The sequence below is a fragment of the Desulfovectis peckii genome (genome assembly GCF_055391705.1).
Window position 1 is genome coordinate 1,472,479 of record NZ_AP042409.1, and the last position, 20,546, is coordinate 1,493,024.

The following is a 20,546-nucleotide window of genomic DNA, read 5'->3' on the forward strand; positions in this document are numbered from 1 at the left end:
TTTTGCCTCCTGTGCTATTTTTTTGATATAAATTTATTGTCTTTTACATAAAAGCGCAGTGGCAGTTCTGCCCCTGCCTTAATACCGATGCGGGTGGTGGTGACAATATCCGGCACTTCCCAACCCCGATAAACCCTTATGGGGCCGGTTAATAAATCACTGCCGTTATGCTCCTTATTGATGCCCATGGCCTGCGTCAGCTTGCCCGGACCGGAACATAAATCCTTTAGCCGCTCTCTGCCCCGCCGCCGCTGCATCAATTCAATGCCTTCCTCCGGCTGCAGCGCTCTAATCAACACCGCATCACCGACACCTTCCGGTTGGGTAACTATGTTAAAACAATAGTGAGCGCCATAAGTAAAGTATACATAAGCATGACCCGGCGGGCCAAACATCGCTTTGTTGCGCGGTGTCATGCCCCGATGGGTGTGACAGGCAGGATCACCGTGCTGTAAGTAAGCTTCCGTTTCCACAATTACACCTGCGGTTAGTCCCTCCGGGCTGTAATGCACCAAATAACATCCCAATAAATCCCGCGCCACCTGCACGGTGTCACGATTATAAAATTCTCTGGATAAGAGTGGCAAATCATTAAACACCGTACTCATCACTTTAAGCTTTTTAGCAAGTCCTCCACTTCTAAAGTATTGACAACATCTTGCGGCGATAACCAAGCCCGCCGGGCCACTGATACGCCGTACTCTATTTCGTCCAATCGTTTTAAGTCATGGGCGTCGGTGTTTATCGCCAACTTGACGCCAAATTCCCTGGCCAGCCGCGCATTTTCTTCACTTAAATCCAACCGGTCAGGAGAAGAATTAATCTCTAATATCGTATCATACTTGGCTGCCGCTTCCAGCACCCTTTCCATATCCAGCTCATAACCGCTGCGTCGGGATAACAGCCTTCCGGATACATGGCCGATAATGTCAACATGCTCATGTTCAATTGCGGAAATAATGCGATTAGTCATCCTTTCTTTATCTTGTTTAAAAGCGGTATGTACCGAAGCAACGACAACATCTAAGTCAGCTAACACATCGTCAGGGTGATCTAGCCGGCCGTCCGCCAGGATATCGCATTCCACTCCGGTTAAAATTCGAAAATCATCCTGCTCTTCATTTAATTTTTCAATCAGCTTGCACTGCTGCTGCAGACGCTCATAGGAAAGGCCGTTGGCTATTTTTAATGAGGGGGAATGATCGGTAATCGCCAAGTAACTGTAACCCTTTTCCTTGGCTCGCTCCACCATCTCTTCCAGGGTAGCCCCCGCATCACTCCAAGTGGTATGGGTATGTAAATCTCCCTTGATATCTGCCAAGCTAACCAAATGGGGCAGTTGACCGGTTTGGGCCACTTCGATTTCTCCCTTGTCTTCGCGCAGTTCCGGCGGAATATATTCCATGTTCAAATAATTGTAAATGTCGGCTTCACTTTGCACTTCAAGCATATCACCGTTTTGATCAATCAAGCCTTGATGGCTTAATTTCCAACCTTTTTGCTCCGCTATTTTGGTTAAATGGCGATAATGCGCTTTGCTGCCGGTATTGCGGTGCCAGGTAGTAATAAATTTTTCCGGCTCAACTACCGATATATCAATCTCCACACCCCACATATTAAGTACCCGCAGGCGCTTTTCCTGCCGCTCTAAGGTTTTAGATATGTGGGGATAGGCAGCAATCCCATCCATCACTGAGTCAATGTTTTGGGCGGCGACTACCAAATCAATATCCGATACCGTTTCCTTCCACCTTCTGACGCCGCCGCCCGCTTCAACCCTTTCCACCCCGGGAATAGCCGAAATATAGTCTATTAAATCAGCAGTTAGCTCCCGGGCAACACCCAAAATTACCCGCTCATTACTTTGACGCAGCACATTTATGCTCCGCAGTATGTCAAATTCAAACCGCGCGCTCATGCCCGGCAGCTTGCGTATTTTGTGTTCTCTCGCTGCTGCCTCCAGTTGATCTATGGACACAATTCCCAATTTTTCATAGAGCAGTTTGGCTTTTTTGGGCCCAATGCCGGGAAGGGAACGTATTTCCAGCACTCCTTTAGGAATTTCCCGCAGCAGTTTTTGATGACTTTGACAGCTGCCAGTTTCTAAAATTTCTTTGATTTTAGCGCTTATTGTTTTGCCAATACCGGGAATTTCGGTCAGTTCTCCACGCTGCAGCAATTCTTTAACCGGCTTATCCAACCGGGAAATTATTTTGGCCGCATTGCGGTAAGCTCTTATTTTAAAAAAGTTATCGCCCTTAATTTCCAACAAGTCAGCCATTTCATAAAATATCCAGGCAATTTCTATATTTAACATATACAAACAGCTCCTGTAAACAATGACAATTATTTAAACAAGTATTAGTTTTTCCTTGACCGTAAAAAGTTATTTGAATGACAGTGAAAAGAAACACTCATGAAGCTGCTGTAAAAACACTTCATGAGTGTTTGATTACCTTGTAACGGTTATTTAGGATTTTTGGTATCCATTAACTTTACCAGATTGTCGTAATCCTCCTGCAGCTTGCTTAACTCATCGGCAATGTTAATGGCCGCCAGTACCGCAGCATTAGTCATCGAAAGCCGAGGGTTGCGGCTGATCAGCTGTTTCATTTTTCTGTTGACATACTGAGCAACCATTTGCATATACTCGGGAGATTCTTTGCCCCGAAGCATATAGGAAGCTCCGCATATTTCCACCTCTACCCGAGTTTCCTGATCAGACATTGCCACCCCTCCCGAATTATTACCTATTACCGTCACTTTCGTCATAATTTAGCAAAATCCTGCTGCAAGGTACTAAATAAACCTTACTTCCACGGCATTTTTAACTTCTTAATTTAGCGGCAAATTGCCTGTTTAATGCCTGATAAATTTTTTCCACCTGTTTTGCTACCTCTTCATCAGTCAAGGTGCGATCAACGGCCTGGAATAACAATGAAAATGCAATGCTCTTGCAACCGTCAGGTACTTGATTGCCTTGATAAACGTCAAATACCCGCACCTGCTTCATTATTTTTCCTGCCGCTTTATTAATCGCATCTACCATGTCTCCCGTAGGCACATCTTTATTGACAATTACCGCTAAATCACGCTCTACCGCCGGATGTTTAGAAAGCTTTTGATAACGTGGCGGCGTAAATTCTAACTCCGCTAAATCCTTTAGATCAATTTTAACGGCAACAACCCGGTGCGGTAACTGGTAGTTCTCTTGCACGTCGGGGTGCAGCTCTCCGATTACGCCAATCATTTTACCGGCTACTTCAATTCCGGCAACCCGTCCGGGGTGAAAACTGGGAGCGGTCATCCGTACATAACACACATCTTTTAAGCCAATCTTGGCAAATAATGTTTCCAGCACACCCTTGGCATAGTAAAAATCCATCGGTTCTGCTGCTTTGCACCATGATTTTTCGGTGCTGCCGGAAAATACCATGGCTAAATTAAAGCGCTCCTCCGGTAAATCCTGACCTTCTTTCGGATAAAATACTTTGCCGATTTCAAAGATGGCAACGTTAGAAACCTGCCGATTATGATTGCGCTGCACTACCTCCAGCAAATTAGGGATGGGAACGGTACGCATTACCGACTGCTCTTCACTGAGCGGGTTCTGCAATACCAATGCATTGCGGAAAACGCTGTCTGCAGGTAAATTCATTTTATCGAAAACCTTCGGGCTGAAAAAGCCATAGGTTACTACTTCCTTTAAGCCACAGCCGCTTAAAATATCCTTAATGTCATGCAGCAGCTGCTGCTGTCGTGTTCTTTTACCTTGAGTAGTGACGCCGTATATTAATGTGTCCGGAATGTTGTTGTAGCCATAAATACGCGCTACTTCTTCAATTAAATCGGCTTCTATACTCACATCGGGACGGAAGGTAGGCACGGTAACCAATAGGCCTTCATCACTCTCTTGTACTTTAAACTGCAGGGAAAGCAGAATGTTTTTTATCGTCTCGGTATCGATTTTAACGCCCAACAGATGTTCTACACGTTTGGGACGCAAAGTAACGGTTTTTTCTAACACCGGCTTGGGATAATTGTCAATCACACCCTTAGCCACAACGCCGCCGGCATACTGCTGCATTAAGTAAGCGGCACGTTCACATGCCCGTACACAGCCGCCGATATCAATCCCTTTTTCAAAACGGGAGGAAGCCTCGGAACGCAACCCCAAAGCCTTAGAAGTTCGGCGTACACTGACCGGATTAAAGTATGCTGACTCAATTAAAATGTTAGTGGTATTGTCGGTAACTTCACTTTCCAAGCCGCCCATTACACCGGCCACTGCCGTCGGACCATGCGGGTCACTTATCACCAGCATACTTTCATTTAATATGCGTTCATTTTCGTCCAGCGTTTTCAGTGACTCGTTATTTTTTGCCCGCCGTACAATGATATGATGATCAGTCAAGCGATCGTAATCGAAAGCATGCAGCGGTTGGCCCAGTTCCAGCATCACATAGTTGGTAATATCAACAACATTATTAATCGGCCTAATACCGGCTGCCCGCAGCCGCTGCTGCATCCAGATAGGTGACGGGCCAATTTTAACTCCTTTTACTATTTTCGCTACATAACGCTGGCATAAGTCAATTGCTTCAATATCTACTTTTGCCAACTCACCGGCCTCTGCCCCCTGTTCATTAAGGGCAATCTCAGGGTATTTCATTTCCAGATTTAATAAGCAAGCTACTTCCCGGGCTACACCAATCATGGAAAGACAGTCACCGCGGTTGGGTGTCAGATCCAGCTCTAAAATGTAATCATCCAAACCAAGATATTCTTTAATGTCTAAGTTCAGTGGGGCATCTTCCGGCAGGATCATAATACCGTCCTGCTGATCAGGCGGCATAAGTTTAGCTTCAAAGCCCAGTTCCTGCCCCGAGCATAACATTCCGCGGGATTCCACGCCTCTCAGCTTAGATTTTTTAATGGTAATCCCTCCGGGAAGCTTGGCCCCTTCCATAGCCACCGGGACTTTATCCCCTTCCCTGACATTGGTGGCACCGGTGACAATTTGAAGCCGATTCTCTCCGTCGGTAGTAACTTGGCAGATCACCAACCTGTCTGCGTTGGGGTGGCGTTCAATTTTTAAAATCTGTCCGGTAACCACTTTTTCAATTCCTTCACCTAAATAGTGGACTTTTTCTACAGCCACACCGGCCATGGTGAGTTTATCGGCTAATTCCTGCGGGGGTATGTTCACATCGACAAATTCCTGCAGCCATTTATATGAAACCTTCATTGATTATGTACCTCCTTAAAACTGGGATAAAAACCGCAAATCGTTATCATAAAACAGCCTTAAATCATCAATGCCGTATTTAAGCATAGCAATGCGCTCTACACCCATACCAAAGGCAAAACCGGTCACCTCTTCCGGATTATAACCGGACATCTCCAATACTCGCGGGTGAACCATGCCGCAGCCAAGTATTTCCAGCCAACCGGTATGACCGCATACCCGGCAGCCTTCGCCTTTACACATCACGCAGGAAATGTCCACTTCCGCACTGGGCTCGGTAAAGGGGAAATAGCTGGGACGGAATCTGGTTTTTGTATTCTCCCCAAACATCTGCCGGGCAAATATACTTAAAACACCTTTTAAATCACTAAATGTTATATGCTTGTCTATTGCCAAGCCCTCTATCTGGGTAAACATCGGAGAATGGGTAGCATCGTCATCCCGGCGGTATACCCTGCCCGGAACAATGATCTTCACCGGCAAATTGGGTGCCGTCCTCTCCATCGTGCGCACCTGAACAGGCGAAGTATGGGTGCGCAGCAGCACGTCAGAAGTAATGAAAAATGTATCCTGCATATCCCGTGCCGGATGGTCTTTCGGAAGGTTTAAAGCTTCAAAGTTGTAATAATCCAGCTCTACTTCCGGACCTTCGGCAATGCTAAAGCCCATTCCTAAAAATATAGATTCGATCTCTTCCTGGATTTTAGTTAACGGGTGTTTGTTACCTTTTTGAAACGGCCGGCCGGGAAGAGTAATGTCAATCGTTTCACTGTTCATACGCTGTTCTTTTTCTAATTCTTTCAGTTCTTGATTGCGTTTAGATATTAATACCTCTAAATCAGATCTGATTTTATTGGCCAGCGCACCAATTTTGGGACGCTCTTCAGGGGATAATGAACCCATTCCCCTTAAGATTGAAGTAAGTTCACCTTTTTTGCCTAAATACTTTACTCTTAAGTTGCTCAGTTCATTTAAGGTTTCTGCCTTTGCCAATTCCTCTTGGGCAGTAGCAGCAAGATTTCTCAGTTTTTCTTCCATAACGTACCTCCATATAAAATTTTCTACATTGTTATACACTAAATCATTTTACAATATAATTAAATTAATAACAAAAAAAATCCGCCCTCAAAGTAAGGGACGGAATTAATCCGCGGTACCACCCTTGTTGTTTACACCCAAAAGGCATAAACCACTCGTTAGTGTACTGAGAATGCTTTCTGATAACGGTTGAAAGACCGGCACTACCTAATGGCAACTGTTTTGCAGTTGCGTTCAGCGTGCAGCTCCGGGGTGAACTTCATGTTATTAATCCATAGGCAGACTTGCAGTCGATGATCTGCCCTCCCTGAAAAGATTAATCTAACACTACTCTCCCCTTCACGGCTTTTGTGATAATTTTTACAAAAAATAATTATAAACAGTATACTTATTTAATGCGTTACTAACCTTCTGTAAAGCATGTAAGCTCTGACGGATCCGGTTGCTTCAAACAGCCTCCAAAAGTAATCGGCGGTTAATGTCATTGATACACAACCTTTCCTCAGTATTTTATATCCGACTTCAATTATATCATAGAGCCACATGCAAAAACAAGGAATTTACAGATAATTTGCAATTAGGGCCTCTCCATCCTCTGCCTCACCGCTTCATACAACATAATGGCGCAGGCAACTGCCGCATTTAAGGATTCTGCATTTCCCGGCATGGGGATTGTTGCTGCCACATCAGCAAAATTAATAGATTCAGGCGACGGTCCGTTTGCCTCATTACCTACAACCAAAGCCACATCCTGCTTTAAATCAATCCCTTGGATTGTTCTGCCGTATTCAGGCTGCCCCAGCACTACCTTTACCTTGTACTGCTGCAAGATTTTCCAAACCGCCCGGTTGTCATTTAGCATGATAATCGGCAAGTGAAAAATTGAACCCATTGTGGAACGCAGGGTTTTGGGATTATACAAATCCACCGTTCCTTTAAGCAATATTACACCGCTTGCCTTTGCCGCATCAGCAGTGCGCACAATCGTGCCCAAATTGCCGGGATCCTGCACCCCGTCTACCAAAACTAACAACAATGGTCGTGGTGCAGAAAAGACATCTTCTAACCGATAATTGGGCATGCGTACCAAAGCCAGTATGCCTTGGGGATTATCAGTATGAGCTATTTCTTTCAGTAAACCGCTGGCAATTTGCCAACAAGGTATGTTTTGCTCCTTCGCTGTTTTTAACAGTGCCACACCGCGGGCATTATTCATAATTTTAGCCGAGTAAAACAAAGCTTCGGTTTGCCAACTTGAGTTTAACAATTCTTCAATAAACCTAATGCCTTCTATGATAAACTTCTGTTCCTTTTGCCTAAACTGACGGCGGGCAAGTTTAATTAAGTATTTAATTTTCGGATTTGATCTTTGCAGTTCCATCTTCATTCACGCCTGTATTACAGTTTATTGAGCGGTTAGAAGCGATCATCTCGGCCATTGGTTGCCGATACATATCATCACGGTACTTCAATATTCTAATTTTATACTTTCCGGCAGCAAAAATAAAGTGGGGTGGCAAATTGGGGTTCGGTTCCTGCCTGTTTTCGAAAATGTTTCTTTGACAACTACATTTACCGGCTAAAACAAAAAAGGCTGAAGCACTACCAGCCTTTGGCCGGTAATACTTCAGACCCTTTTTTAAAAGCTATCCTAGTTATGCTGTGCTTTAGCCACTTCTACTAATTTATTGAAGCTTTGAGTGTCATTCACAGCCATGTCAGCCAGCATTTTGCGGTTAATTTCAATACCGGCCTTTTTCAAGCCGCTCATGAAAGTGCTGTAGTTAATTCCATTCATCCGTGCCGCAGCGTTAATCCGGGCAATCCAAAGCTTGCGGAATTCACGCTTACGTACTTTGCGGTCACGGTATGCATAATGTAATGATTTCATAACTTGCTCGTTGGCTACTCTATAAAGTTTGCTTTTTGCACCGCGGTAACCTTTAGCAAGTTTAAGTACTTTTTTATGTCTTTTGCGAGATGCAACACTGGTCTTTACCCGTGGCATAAAACATTCCTCCTATCCAACTTGATGGTAATTAGAGCTTAATAAGGCAGTAATTTTTCCATTCTTTTAGCGTCTGCAGCGGAAACAATGGTGCTCTTACGCAGATTACGCTTACGTTTAGGTGATTTTTTGCCTAAAATGTGGCTATGATAAGCATGCATACGTTTAATCTTACCTTTAGCAGTACGCTTAAATCTTTTGGCAGCACCACTGTGGGTTTTAATTTTTGGCATAAATAATGCACTCCTTCCTAGTCGTGTTTATCTGTTTTTGGTGCTAAAACCATAACCATGTTGCGGCCTTCTAACTTCGGCTGCCTTTCTACATTACCTAAATCAGCCAAATCCTCGGCCAAACGTTTAAGTATTTCTTGGCCTTTAGGGGTATAAACTATTTCTCGCCCTCTAAACATAATAGTAGCCTTGACTTTATCGCCGTTTTTGAGGAAACGCATGGCATTACGCAGTTTTACCTTATAGTCGTGTTCCTCAATATTCGGGCGCATTTTTACTTCTTTAACATTAATCACATGCTGCTTCTTTTTGGCCTCTTTCTCACGCTTACTTTGCTCATACTTATACTTACCGTAGTCCATTAGACGACAAACCGGTGGCTTAGCCTGGGGAGCAATTTCAACCAGGTCAATCTGATATTCTTCTGCCACACGCAGGGCCTCCGAAAGACTAACCACACCTAACTGCTTACCGTCAGGAGCAATCAATCTAACTTCCTTGGCTCTAATTTCTTCATTAACGCGCAGATCTTTACTAATACAAGTCCACCCCCAAAAGATATTTGATATATAAAAATTAAATGCCGGCGTAACTTAAAAAGGGTGGCCGATCAGCCACCCTTTAATTACAGTTAAATTAATTAAAGACACAAATTGACCATCTTTAAATTAATTTATTACTCATAACCTTACTAACAACCAAATAAACAGGCGTCGTAAGGTGAGAAGCGGATGGCTTCTACTTGACATGATATGGTATTTTTAACGTTAGAATTATATCACACCGCATTCACGGTGTCAACCATTTATGCTTTAGAGTCAATTTCTTTGAGCAGTTTAGCCTCAAATTCATCCACTGACATTACACCCAGATCGCCTTCTCTGCGATGTCTTACCGCCACAGAATTTTGGTTCATTTCTTTATCGCCTACTACCAACATATACGGGATCTTTTGATTTTGTGCGTCTCTGATTTTATAATTCATTTTTTCATTTCTGGTATCTAATTCTACGCGGACATCCTTGCTGCGCAACCGTTCCATAATCTTTTCTCCGTATTCCGCATGTCGATCGGTAATCGGAATAATTCTTAACTGCACCGGTGCCAACCAAGTGGGAAAAGCTCCCGCATAATGCTCAGTCAGAATGCCGATAAACCTTTCAATACTGCCAAACACTACCCGGTGAATCATTACCGGACGATGTTTTTGACCGTCCTCACCGATATAGTTAAGATCAAATTTTTCCGGCATGAGAAAATCTAATTGGATAGTACCGCACTGCCAAGTGCGACCAAGACTGTCTTCTAAATGAAAGTCAATCTTCGGGCCGTAAAAAGCCCCGTCACCTTCATTAACCTTATAATCTATGCCCTTTTCTTCCAGCGCCTCACGCAAGGAATTCGTGGCCAGATCCCAAATTTCATCTGAACCCATTGCTTTTTCCGGCTTGGTAGAAAGTTCAACATGGTAGTGCAAATTAAATACGTCATAGAAGTAATCAAACAAATCAATGACACCGAGAATCTCATCTTTCACCTGCGAGGGCAGCATAAAAATGTGCGCATCATCCTGTGTAAAGCAGCGTACCCTCATTAATCCGTGCAAAACACCGGAAAGCTCATGCCGGTGTACCAAGCCAAGTTCAGCTAAGCGGATAGGCAGTTCCCGGTAGCTGTGAACTTTAGTTTTGTAAACCAATATGGCACCCGGACAGTTCATGGGCTTTACAGCATAATCGTTTTCGTCGATCTTAGTAAAATACATGTTTTCTTTATAGTGTTCCCAGTGGCCGGATTGTTCCCACAACGAGCGGTTTAAAATCATTGGCGTGCGGATTTCCTGATAGCCGCGTTTTTTATGTTCCTCCCGCCAAAAGTTTTCCAGTTCGTTGCGAATAATCATGCCCTTGGGATGGAAAAAGGGGAATCCCGGGCCTTCCTCTTGAATGCTGAACAAATCAAGTTCTTGACCTAATTTGCGGTGATCACGGCGTTTAGCTTCTTCCAAACGATGCAAATGTTCATCTAACATTGATTTTTTAGGGAAAGAAGTGCCGTAAATGCGCTGTAGCATTTTGTTCTTTTCATCGCCGCGCCAATAGGCGCCTGCCAAGCTCAATAGCTTTATTGACTTTAATTTGCCCGTTGACGGCACATGGGGGCCGGCACACAAATCCACCCAGTCTCCTTGAGAGTAACAAGATATTACCGCATCCTCAGGCAAATCTTCGATCAATTCCACCTTATAAGGCTCGTTCGCTTCTTTAAACCGCTTAATAGCTTCTTCTCTGGAAAGTTCAAACCTGGTAAAGGGCAGATCTTCCTTAATGATCTTATTCATTTCTGCCTCAATTTTTTCTAAGTCTTCCGGAGTAAAGGTGTGCGGTGAATCAAAGTCATAATAAAATCCGTCTTTAATAGCCGGGCCAATTGCCAGTTTAGTGCCGGGAAATAATCTCTGCACTGCTTGAGCCAGCACGTGAGATGTGCTGTGGCGATAAACGTTCTGGCCTTCTTCAGAATCAAAGGTTAAAATCTCCAGCTCTGCATCTTCGTTAATCGGATAATTTAAGTCCACCAGTTTACCGTTTACTTTACCGGCAAGGGCGGCCCGCGCTAAGCCGCCGCTGATATCTTTAGCGATTTCTGCAACGGTGACGCCCGGTTGATACTGACGCACCGAACCGTCTTTTAAGGTTATGTTAATCATTGTATTCCTCCTTACTTATTAACCTGATAAATAATAAAAACCCGTCCCTGAAAGATCAGGGACGGGATTGCTTCCCGCGGTTCCACCCTGGTTGGCAAAAATATTTTGCCCAACTTGGTTTGGCAGATAACGGTGCCTTCCGGTCGGCTTAATGGCCAAACAGCGGATGTTGTTTGCGTTCAGCCGACAGCTCCAAGGTGGTTTGTGACTTTAACAGTGCCAAAGGTGCTTCCAGCCAAGGCACCTTTTCTCTGGAGGATGTTACAGCCACTTTTCCTTGTCATCGCCAAATTTATATATTTCTCGTAAATTATATTTTACATCATCACTGCTGTCAACTTAAATAATCTAAAATTTGCATAAACAAAAACTGCAATAAACCGATAATAAAGCCAAGTACGGCGCCTAATTTTTCAATATGCTTTAACTCTCTGGCAGCAACGCTCACAATAATTCTTTCCACGTGGTCAATTGGATATTCATTTAATTTGCTTTCTACCAAAGCGGCAACATCAAACTGCTTTTTAATCTCACCACCCAATTGTTCCATTGTGCGGGTTAGCATAGTCGGCACCTGTCTATTGATCACTTCCGTGACTACTTCCAAAAGAACGTTTTTTAAAGCCGACGGCACCCAAGGCGGTACTCTTTCATCAATCATATTTTGTACCGACCGACGAATGGATGCCAGTAACTTGCCTAATAATTCAGGAGAGTGTAACACCTTGACAATATCATCAGAAGTAAGCAATTCTTGTTCCACTACCTGCCCTGCTCTTCTAGCCAGTTCAGCACGCCGTTTCGGCACCAAACCTTGAATGGTGTAAGGCAGTAACGGTATTTTTCTAGGTTGATGCGGCCTAAATATTAAATGTATTGCCAGTTTATTGGTAACCCAACCCACAAAAGCCGCTACCAGCGGCAATATAATAAGTTGAATAATCATAAGCATAATATATCAATTTTCGTTTTTTTCAGCAACATATCAATAAAAAAAGCCGAAATTAACTTGTAAACGTTAATTTCAGCTTATGCTTTTATTTAACTTCATTCTGACACCATTCACACCCGGTGCAAGTTTCCACTCGGCCCACAAATACCTCTTTAATAGTCTTAACAGTACTTGCCGGAAAATTATTTTCTTGATAGTGAAATACTATTTTACGGGGTGATATTGAAATCAAGGCACTGATTAACAAATCTTCGTAACTGATTTCATTGTCTATCTGCATGACTACATCTTCAAGGTAATCATTGCTGATATTCTGCTTTTTATCGTCATAAAGACAAAAATGCCCATTAGACTTTGCTACCACATGAGTAATATCCACGCGGGGATCCTGGATTTCTACAAAATAGCGTAACAGTTGGATAAATTCTCCATACTCTTTTTCCATTAAAAAGTCATCAACGGCGTTTTCAATGGCATTTCTTAATTCACTGATGTATTCTTTTAACCGAAAACGAATAAATCCTTCAACCACCAATTGATCGTTTGTGTTTAAAAACTCACAAAGTCGCTGATATATCTGGTTGCGGCGGAGCACATTTCGCGATATACCGTTGGCACCGTTGCCCTGAATGTATTTTTGCACGTTTTCTAAAATCAATCTTCTTTCTGACTCATCAAAGTAGTAATAGTTATCGCGTATAATATCATTAATAATAATTGACTCCCACTTGTTTAGAATGACATCTGATACAACACTGGCCACATAATTTTTAAAAATTCTATAACCGTTTTCTCCATGTTTTTGGGGGGAATCTTTATTTAAACAGCACTGAAGAAATGTATATTTGCCGCGGGGCAGTTCGTTAATCTCAACCTTCAGACCGTCTCTTTCCAACACCCGGAATTGCCTGGATAAACTGTTTTTTAATAAATCTATATTTTGAGAAGCTCCGATAGAAATGTGCGCATTCAAAATTTTCACCCCTTCCAAATACAATATATGTTTATTGCTAAAATTGTTTGCTGTTTTATTTCGCTAAAAAGGAGTATTGGCTATTTATCTTTTAGCTATGCCTTGTAATTTATAAGGGCTCAACCATTATGTTGAACTTTGCCCAACATATTTTTATTGCTAACATATATAAAATATTTTTAAAAGTATAAGCATGGTGTTTGTAATTTACACTCAGTCATTAATATGGCAAAATTTGCTTATTTTTTTTAATTTTGTGTTTTTGACAATACTAGGTAACAATTTTATACTTTGGTTATATGTATAGTTTATAAATTAGCGCAACTGTTGTTGTTTAGTTAGCTAAAAACCGCTCTGGGAGCATGGGAGGTTGAAAGATTTGAGCGTGATCAATATTGCTACCCTAGACCCTACATTTAAAGATGAAGTTATTTCTAAAATGTGCACGGAAAAAAACCCCTTTGATTTTAATAACTGCTTGACTTGCGGCATGTGCACCGCCGGCTGCCCTTACAGTGATGTTCACGACAACGCTGATCCGCGAAAATTTTTAAGACAAATTGCCCTTGGTATGAGAGAAGAAGTTTTAAATTCTAAGTTCATTTGGGCTTGCACCATGTGCGGGCGCTGTACCATGGAGTGCCCGATGGGAGTTGATGTGGCCACAGTTGTGAGAACAATTCGCGGAAACTTTGGATTAACGGCTCCCGGGTTTTTGCAAGAGGTCGTTGATGCACAAATCAATACCGGTAACCAAATGGAAGTAACAAAAGAAGACTATCTTGACACGCTGGAGTGGATGGAAGAAGAATTACAGGCGGAAGTTGGCGACCCCAATGCTAAAATTCCCGTCGATAAAGAAGGCGCTGAGTTTTTATTCCTGTGGGACCCACGGGAAATTAAGTATTATCCTCAGGATGTACAAAGCATTGCTAAAATCATGTGGTATGTCAAAGCAGACTGGACCTGCGATAGCGTCAAGATACTATGGGTTTTTTAAAGAAAAAAGTATTCCTCTGTTTACCTTCCAGCCTTAAGCGTAACTTATTGACTTAAGTAACTGGGAAGTACCAGTTCTTTTACCAATATTCAAAATAGTTATGTTACCGATGGTTTCGTGCGATCCGGCAAGCTTTCGTTTTCTGATAATTTCTTGGTCTATTTTTACCTTCCTTGCTTCATTTATGGCTGTTTTCTTTCTTTTTATAAACAATTCATATACATTACCACCATTTGCTACAAAAACTCTTAATCTGGCCATCTGGTCTACACCTGTTTTACTCCAAGCCAAGGGCCTTGAACTTAACCTAGACGACAAAATATGGCTAACATGGCCTTCTGCACTGCAGCCAACATAATCCGCATCATATTGCCGCATTATACCTTCCCAGTTGCCCAGTATGTACCTTCTTGCTTCCTGCACCGCCCTTCTCTTTGTTTCCGGTTCGGTTGCACAAATGATTGCCTTAAATAACTCTTTTACGCTATCCTTGTCTCCCGCATTTATATAATCCCACATAATTGGTGTGGTGTAGCTCATATGTGCTGTAGCTTGTGTTACATACTTTGATAAGTGGTAACGGTCCAACACATAGATGCTTCCCTTTATCCAGCCTAGTCCATTCTTTATCCAAGGTGCCCCATCCCCTGATAGGTATATCTTTTCTATAGCATCCATGTCATAAGCCTTATCTATATAGTCTAAAACTTCTACCCATAATTCATCAGTGTTTGTATAAACACCACTAAAATATCTTGCATTCAATAGTTTCCAGCGATCTTTACCAATCCTTTTTCTGCCCTCATGCACATATACAAGCTTTGGCTCTATATAACCTCCGTTCTGAAGCGCCACATGATCTTCATCTGCTTCTATGTAGAGTACCTTTACAGTCTTTTTAGCTTGTTTAATCTCTACTAAATTATTTTCGACACGCCCAAGCTCACGTATACTGTTCATTACTGTCTGTGATGTTAGAGTTACTGCTTCAGAAACTTTTTCTCCGCTTTTGCTGTAAGGCATATATACTGCTTCTTCTATCAGTTTTGCCTTCAGCGAAGCGTCTAGCTTGTCATGGGCTGATATGCCCACTGCCTCATCCGACAAGTAGCTATATTCACCTGTATTTTTGTTCCTGTAATATGTTCTTTTATACCTGACTTCGCCAAATATTGTAGCAAGAGTCTTTTTAGCTGCTTTTTCTTTTACTGTCCAGCACCGTTTACGTTCTTTGCTGTTTTTATATACCTGATCTACTGTTTCCAAGGCTTCAGCAACTAAGGTTACTCCAACTTCATCCAACGTCTTCTTAATAGCGAGAATGAACTCGGATATATCTTTTCCTTCTCTTATTAGGTTTTCTAGCTCTTTTTCAAAACTACCAATGATTTTTTGTACTATTTCCTGTATAATTGATTCCATAAGAGTATCTCCTTTTCTGTGGTTGTTGTGTTTCTTGGCAAATTCATGATATCACAGAGGAGATACTCTTTTCTTTTATTTTGTGGTTTTTCCCAAAGTAATTTTACGCTAACTGGACCTGCAGCAGTCGCTGGTGGGATGCCACTCACTACGGTTTATTTAGCGGCAATGATGAACACTCTAGAATTTTAATAGAAAGAATCGGTGAAGAAGTTAAACGACTAAAGGTAAAATATGTAGTGGTCACCGAGTGTGGACATGCTACCAGAGCACAAAAATGGGGGCCTAAGGTGTGGACCAAAGACCCCTTCTACCCGGTTTACAGCCTGTTAGAAATGATGGTTAAATGGATTAAGGAAGGCAAATTAAAAGTAGATAAAAGTATCAACAACGAAAAAATTACTTTGCATGACCCTTGCAACGCTGTGCGTAAGGAAGGCTTGATTGAAGAACCAAGATTTATCTTAGAAAATGTAGTTGAAGATTTTGTAGAAATGAATCCCCATGGCAAGCATAATTACTGCTGTGGCGGCGGTGGCGGTCTATTGGCCATGGGCAATGAGATTTACCCCTACCGTATGGCCAAAGGCAAACTAAAAGCCGAGCAAATTAAGGCCACCGGTGCCAAATTAGTGGCCTGCCCCTGCCACAACTGTTTTGACCAATTAACTGATATTATTAAGTATTACGAATTAGATGCCAAGGTCGTCCATATTCACCATTTAGTCAGTCAAGCACTGATATTGGATGAACGGCCTGAATAATAAACTTTTTCGCAGCAAACCTTATATGTTACTCCCCTTCTTAGGCCGGTAGGCTTTAAGTGTAGCCTTCCGGTTTTTTGTTTATTGCACTGCCTGTGACGGTTGATCATACCTGACCAATTTACGACTGGTGGCCATGATCATTGTAAACATAATTGCCGCTCCCAATAGATACGGACCGTACATATAGCTTTTGTAAAACCAACCGCCGATTACCGGTCCTAAAATTCTTCCCAAACTGCCAAAGGACTGCATAATACCTAACGATAACCCTTGCCCGCCGGTAGCATTTTTAGTCACCAAGCTGGACGAACAGGGCCCCATTAAAGCATTACCTATACTGAAAACAGCCACACTTACAGCCATCGTTAAGGAGTTAGAGGACAAAGTAACCAATAGCATGCCGGTCGCAGAAATAACTACACCGTATTTAACTAAATTAGCATCACCGAAGCGGGCGACAAGTTTGCCAATAAAGAATCCTTGAACGATAACCGACACTAACCCCATAACAGCAAATATCGTGCCCATCGTAGCTGAGTTAAAACCTGCTTTATCCGTTGCAAATAAAGGAAAAGTTCCTTGAAATAAAGCCATGGAAAAGTGTGTAAGAAAAGCAACCACAAAAAGCAACAACAGCGGATGATGAATACTTTTTACTAAATCTTTACCTTGCGGTTTAGCAGCAACCGCTTTCCGCTCTTTTAAGGATTCCGGTAAAAAGATAAAAGCAAACGGAAAAGTTAATAATGCAAAGCCCCCGGCAACAAAAAATGGCAGTGAAAAGCTAAAATGCCCTAACCAGCCGCCTAAAACCGGTCCGAAAACCATGCCGACCCCCATTGCTGCCCCCATCAGTCCGATATTTTTAGAACGGGCCTCCCCGGTGGTAATATCGGCAATATAAGCCATGGCAGTAGGCAGTACAGCCGATGAAAAAATACCGGCCAGTATTCTGGCAGCAAAAAGCATTTTCAAACTTTTGGCTAAACCAAACAAAATAAAGGTTATTCCAAAGGTGATAATTCCTATCATAAGTACCGGGCGGCGGCCAATGCGGTCGGATAACCGTCCCCAGAACGGTGTAAATATGAGCTGCATTAAAGAAAACAGCGCCAAAAACAAACCGTATGTAATCGACCCACCGCCTAATTCCTCAATATAAAAAGGCACGATAGGAATAACCAGGCCAAAACCGGCCATCACTAAAAACAACGAAATAAACAAAATGATAATTGCTTTCTTTTGCTCTTTTATCACTATATCCCTACCCTCTATATAAAATAAATAATTAAACAATTAATTAATTTAGTTATTAAATTATATTGTTAAAAAAATTTACTAATAATTAAATCATAATATTTAAATTACACTGCAATAAAGTAAAAAACCCTCCACAAGCTGTGTCGGGTTAATATTGGTGGGACGTACTGGAATCGAACCAGTGACCTCTGCGATGTCAACGCAGCACTCTAACCATCTGAGCTAACGTCCCCTAATATAAAAACTTAGCCGCCCGCTTTACGAGGCATATTTTATTATGCCCTAACGGGCGGTAAATGTCAAGACCGAATTTTTAACTGGCGGTTAACCGCTCCCAAAATTTTAAAATTCTCCCCTTTTCCTGCACATCCTCTGCTGCCACCAAAGGTACTTGTGCAATCTCTTGTTCGCCGGAAATTATAGCTAGCCATCCCAACTGCTGATCTTTTTTTACCGGTGCAGTGATATTACTAGGCAGCTGCACCTTTAAATTTACGTCTTCTATGTCGGGAGGCAGCTGTACTTTTAAATCGCTTTTAACCGCCGCCGGCACTGATGCTTTTCTTCCGTCCGCCACTGCTAGTTCACCGAAAATTTGCCCCTGCTCGGCAACGGTGTGTTCTTGATGAGCAAAGCCGTATTCCAGCAATTGGGCGGCATCCTGATACCGGTTTCTGCTGTGCAGCACTACCGCTATCAGTTGTCGGTTATTACGTGTAGCGGAAGCAATCAAGCAATTTCCCGCCCGGGCGGTTGTACCGGTTTTAACGCCGTCTACCCCGGGATAATCGTTTTTTAACAGCCGATTAGTATTGCGAATGACCTTTTTCCGATCGCTGTCATACCAATGAACGGTGGTTTCTTTTGTACTAACCCACTTGGCAAAGGTGGGATTTTGTAAAGCATAGCGGGTAATCCTGGCCAAATCATAGGCGGTGCTGTAATGGTTGGGCACTGAATATCCGTTGGTATTGACAAAATTGGTATTGAGCGCCCCCAAGGCTAACGCCTTTTGGTTCATTAGTTTCACAAAATGGTCATGATCCCAGCCTACATGCTCCGCTATCGCTACTGTGGAGTCGTTGGCAGAATATATTAACGCTGCTTTGATCAGTTCACTTAAATAAATTTTTTCCCCCTCTTTAAGATAAATCTGCGAACCGACATAAATATTTTCTGCCCGTTTGCTTATAGTAACAACATCTTGAGGATTTCCTAATTCAAGGGCCAAAATAGCTGTCATTATTTTGGTTAAACTGGCCGGCGAGCGCCGTTTATCAGCATTTTTGCTGTAAAGAACCTGTCCGGTTTCTGTATCAAGCAGCACTGCCGCATCTGCAGTAACTCTAGGTGCTGCGGCATCCGCCAAGCCGGGATTAAACGTTATTGTTAAACATAGCAGGCAGATATTAATCAGTTTTTTTATCATTTATTTTTACCCCCTGGTTTTTTATTTTGACTTTACAGGAGGTAATTTATTTAAAAACCGGATACCAATTTTTTACACTAACATTTAGTGCTAATCAGCGAGTTAACAAAATATGTATAACTTAGTAAAAAAATATTTAGGTGGTGAGATTTTGAAGGTATGGAGTATTAACTTATACAAGTGGCGCAAACGACTGCCCTTTTTAGCCGCTTGTTTGGCAGTAGCGGTAGTATTCACAGTTGTTGCCACACGGCTGCCCGATGCACTCCCTACTGCGGGTGAAAAAGCTGTAGAACCCCAAAAAGCCGCTCACTATATGGTAAAAACCGACGAAAAAGTTGTTGCCCTTACTTTTGACTGGAGTTACGGAACGGAAGTAGCTAATCCGGTGCTTGATATTTTAAAAGAAAGAAATGTTAAATGTACATTTTTTATCTCCGGCCCGGCAGCTTTAAAATACCCGGAAATCTCTAAACGCATTGCCGCTGAAGGCCACGAGGTTGCCAGCCACGGGCATGAGCATGTAGATTTAGATAAGCTGTCTAAAGAACAAGTTAAAGCTAACATTATGAATGCACATAAGAATATCAAAGAAGCTACCGGCAAAGATGCAAAATTAATTCGCTGCCCTAACGGGGCTTGGCGCGGTTCCGTACTGGAAGCCGCCAATGAGCTTGGTTACACCGTCATCCAATGGGATACCGACTCACTGGACTGGTTTAAAGACCGCAGTGCCGCACAAATTGCCGAGCGTGTGTTAAGCAACGTCCATCCCGGAGATATCATTTTAATGCATGCCAGCGACGTTTGTGACCGCACCCCGGCAGCTTTGCCCACCATACTTGACGGCTTAGAAAAAGAAGGCTATAAGTTGGTAACCGTTTCGGAATTATTAAAATACGGCCCCGGAATAACAAATTAAAGTAAAATAAAAAGGATCACTTGGCTAAGGTGATCCTTTTGGTTTTTATTATATTAGCGGTGCGAATAACTACCTCACCGCAGATAATACCAAACAGCGCGCCAAATAATACATCGGTAGGATAATGCACCCCCACATAAATACGGGAAAACCCAATGGCCAGAGCAATAACTACCGGCAGCCACTTTTGCGTGGGCCACAGCTTGGCAATTACATAAGCACAGGCAAAGGAGGTAGCGGTATGCCCCGACGGAAAGGAATAGGATTGTTCCGGTGGCACTAAAATTATAATATCTTCTAAACCGACAAAGGGCCGCGGGCGAGCCACCAAAGCTTTTATCCATTCTTGACACAACAGGTAACTAAAAACTAAAGCGACCAGTGTAATTACAGCTACCTGTTTGCCTTGTGCTTTGCCAAAGAAAAATAATAAGGCGCACCAAACAAGCCAAATTAAACCACCGGTGCCTAAATTAGTAATTACAGGCATTATCTGGTCTAGCAGCGGATGGTGCCGCCGGTAAACCTGCATAAACAAATCCGTATCAATCAGTTGAATTGCGTTGAGTAATTCTGCCAGCATA

General features: G+C 42.6%; 19 protein-coding genes, 1 tRNA gene and 2 other annotated features. Of the genes, 3 read left to right on the forward strand and 17 right to left on the reverse strand.

Annotated elements, in window-relative coordinates:
• Positions 1–14 precede the first annotated feature (14 nt).
• The 12 genes from ACZ5NG_RS07300 to ytxC form a co-directional block, all read right to left on the reverse strand.
• The gene (locus tag ACZ5NG_RS07300) at positions 15–608 is read right to left on the reverse strand and encodes a DNA-3-methyladenine glycosylase (protein ID WP_464251160.1); all 594 of its coding nucleotides are present in this window, start codon (positions 606–608) and stop codon (positions 15–17) included.
• Positions 608–2,317 (reverse strand): DNA polymerase/3'-5' exonuclease PolX, encoded by a 1,710-nt coding sequence (gene polX, locus ACZ5NG_RS07305; protein ID WP_464251161.1) that lies wholly within the window; start codon positions 2,315–2,317, stop codon positions 608–610. Before polX ends, ACZ5NG_RS07300 begins: the two co-directional genes overlap by 1 nt.
• Positions 2,318–2,466: 149 nt before the next feature.
• Positions 2,467–2,727 (reverse strand): cell division protein ZapA, encoded by a 261-nt coding sequence (locus ACZ5NG_RS07310; protein WP_464251162.1) that lies wholly within the window; start codon positions 2,725–2,727, stop codon positions 2,467–2,469.
• A gap of 100 nt (positions 2,728–2,827) precedes the next feature.
• On the reverse strand, positions 2,828–5,248 hold the full coding sequence (pheT, locus tag ACZ5NG_RS07315) for a phenylalanine--tRNA ligase subunit beta (RefSeq protein ID WP_464251163.1): 2,421 nt from the start codon (positions 5,246–5,248) through the stop codon (positions 2,828–2,830).
• Between the two features lie 15 nt (positions 5,249–5,263).
• Positions 5,264–6,286, reverse strand: coding sequence for a phenylalanine--tRNA ligase subunit alpha (pheS, locus tag ACZ5NG_RS07320; RefSeq protein ID WP_464251164.1), 1,023 nt, complete (start codon positions 6,284–6,286; stop codon positions 5,264–5,266).
• Between the two features lie 92 nt (positions 6,287–6,378).
• Positions 6,379–6,638, reverse strand: a binding site (T-box leader).
• A 225-nt stretch (positions 6,639–6,863) separates the two neighbouring features.
• The gene (locus ACZ5NG_RS07325; protein ID WP_464251165.1) at positions 6,864–7,667 is read right to left on the reverse strand and encodes a TrmH family RNA methyltransferase; all 804 of its coding nucleotides are present in this window, start codon (positions 7,665–7,667) and stop codon (positions 6,864–6,866) included.
• Positions 7,668–7,937: 270 nt separating this feature from the next.
• Positions 7,938–8,294: a 50S ribosomal protein L20 gene (gene rplT / locus ACZ5NG_RS07330; protein WP_464251166.1), complete on the reverse strand. Its 357-nt coding sequence runs from the start codon at positions 8,292–8,294 to the stop codon at positions 7,938–7,940.
• A gap of 38 nt (positions 8,295–8,332) precedes the next feature.
• Positions 8,333–8,527, reverse strand: a complete 195-nt coding sequence (gene rpmI, locus ACZ5NG_RS07335; protein WP_464251167.1) for a 50S ribosomal protein L35 — start codon at positions 8,525–8,527, stop codon at positions 8,333–8,335.
• Positions 8,528–8,544: 17 nt separating this feature from the next.
• Positions 8,545–9,066: a translation initiation factor IF-3 gene (gene infC, locus ACZ5NG_RS07340; RefSeq protein WP_464253131.1), complete on the reverse strand. Its 522-nt coding sequence runs from the start codon at positions 9,064–9,066 to the stop codon at positions 8,545–8,547.
• A 266-nt stretch (positions 9,067–9,332) separates the two neighbouring features.
• Entirely contained in the window at positions 9,333–11,237 is a 1,905-nt protein-coding gene (gene thrS, locus ACZ5NG_RS07345; protein WP_464251168.1) for a threonine--tRNA ligase, read from the reverse strand.
• A gap of 54 nt (positions 11,238–11,291) precedes the next feature.
• Positions 11,292–11,530, reverse strand: a binding site (T-box leader).
• 41 nt (positions 11,531–11,571) lie between these two features.
• The gene (locus ACZ5NG_RS07350; RefSeq protein ID WP_464251169.1) at positions 11,572–12,183 is read right to left on the reverse strand and encodes a DUF445 domain-containing protein; all 612 of its coding nucleotides are present in this window, start codon (positions 12,181–12,183) and stop codon (positions 11,572–11,574) included.
• 91 nt (positions 12,184–12,274) lie between these two features.
• Positions 12,275–13,162 (reverse strand): putative sporulation protein YtxC, encoded by an 888-nt coding sequence (gene ytxC / locus ACZ5NG_RS07355; RefSeq protein ID WP_464251170.1) that lies wholly within the window; start codon positions 13,160–13,162, stop codon positions 12,275–12,277.
• A 385-nt stretch (positions 13,163–13,547) separates the two neighbouring features.
• On the opposite strand from ytxC, the gene ACZ5NG_RS07360 reads away from it, so the two are divergent.
• Positions 13,548–14,162, forward strand: a complete 615-nt coding sequence (locus tag ACZ5NG_RS07360; RefSeq protein ID WP_464253132.1) for a 4Fe-4S dicluster domain-containing protein — start codon at positions 13,548–13,550, stop codon at positions 14,160–14,162.
• Positions 14,163–14,195: 33 nt separating this feature from the next.
• Here ACZ5NG_RS07360 and ACZ5NG_RS07365 read toward each other — a convergent pair whose 3' ends face one another.
• Positions 14,196–15,584 carry an ISLre2 family transposase gene (locus ACZ5NG_RS07365; RefSeq protein WP_464251171.1) on the reverse strand — a complete coding sequence of 463 codons (1,389 nt, stop codon included), beginning with the start codon at positions 15,582–15,584 and terminating at the stop codon, positions 14,196–14,198.
• Between the two features lie 290 nt (positions 15,585–15,874).
• Between ACZ5NG_RS07365 and ACZ5NG_RS07370 the strand changes: the two genes are divergently transcribed.
• Positions 15,875–16,348, forward strand: a complete 474-nt coding sequence (locus tag ACZ5NG_RS07370) for a heterodisulfide reductase-related iron-sulfur binding cluster (protein ID WP_464251172.1) — start codon at positions 15,875–15,877, stop codon at positions 16,346–16,348.
• An 81-nt stretch (positions 16,349–16,429) separates the two neighbouring features.
• Here the strand turns inward: ACZ5NG_RS07370 and ACZ5NG_RS07375 are convergent, their stop codons facing one another.
• From ACZ5NG_RS07375 to ACZ5NG_RS07385, 3 genes are all read right to left on the reverse strand, one after another.
• Positions 16,430–17,608, reverse strand: coding sequence for an MFS transporter (locus tag ACZ5NG_RS07375; RefSeq protein ID WP_464251173.1), 1,179 nt, complete (start codon positions 17,606–17,608; stop codon positions 16,430–16,432).
• Between the two features lie 158 nt (positions 17,609–17,766).
• Positions 17,767–17,843 (reverse strand) — tRNA-Val (locus tag ACZ5NG_RS07380).
• A gap of 81 nt (positions 17,844–17,924) precedes the next feature.
• Entirely contained in the window at positions 17,925–19,040 is a 1,116-nt protein-coding gene (locus tag ACZ5NG_RS07385) for a D-alanyl-D-alanine carboxypeptidase family protein (protein WP_464251174.1), read from the reverse strand.
• Positions 19,041–19,191: 151 nt separating this feature from the next.
• Between ACZ5NG_RS07385 and ACZ5NG_RS07390 the strand changes: the two genes are divergently transcribed.
• Positions 19,192–19,962 (forward strand): polysaccharide deacetylase family protein, encoded by a 771-nt coding sequence (locus ACZ5NG_RS07390; RefSeq protein ID WP_464251175.1) that lies wholly within the window; start codon positions 19,192–19,194, stop codon positions 19,960–19,962.
• A 16-nt stretch (positions 19,963–19,978) separates the two neighbouring features.
• Here the strand turns inward: ACZ5NG_RS07390 and ACZ5NG_RS07395 are convergent, their stop codons facing one another.
• Entirely contained in the window at positions 19,979–20,545 is a 567-nt protein-coding gene (locus ACZ5NG_RS07395; RefSeq protein WP_464251176.1) for a phosphatase PAP2 family protein, read from the reverse strand.
• Position 20,546: the final 1 nt, after the last annotated feature.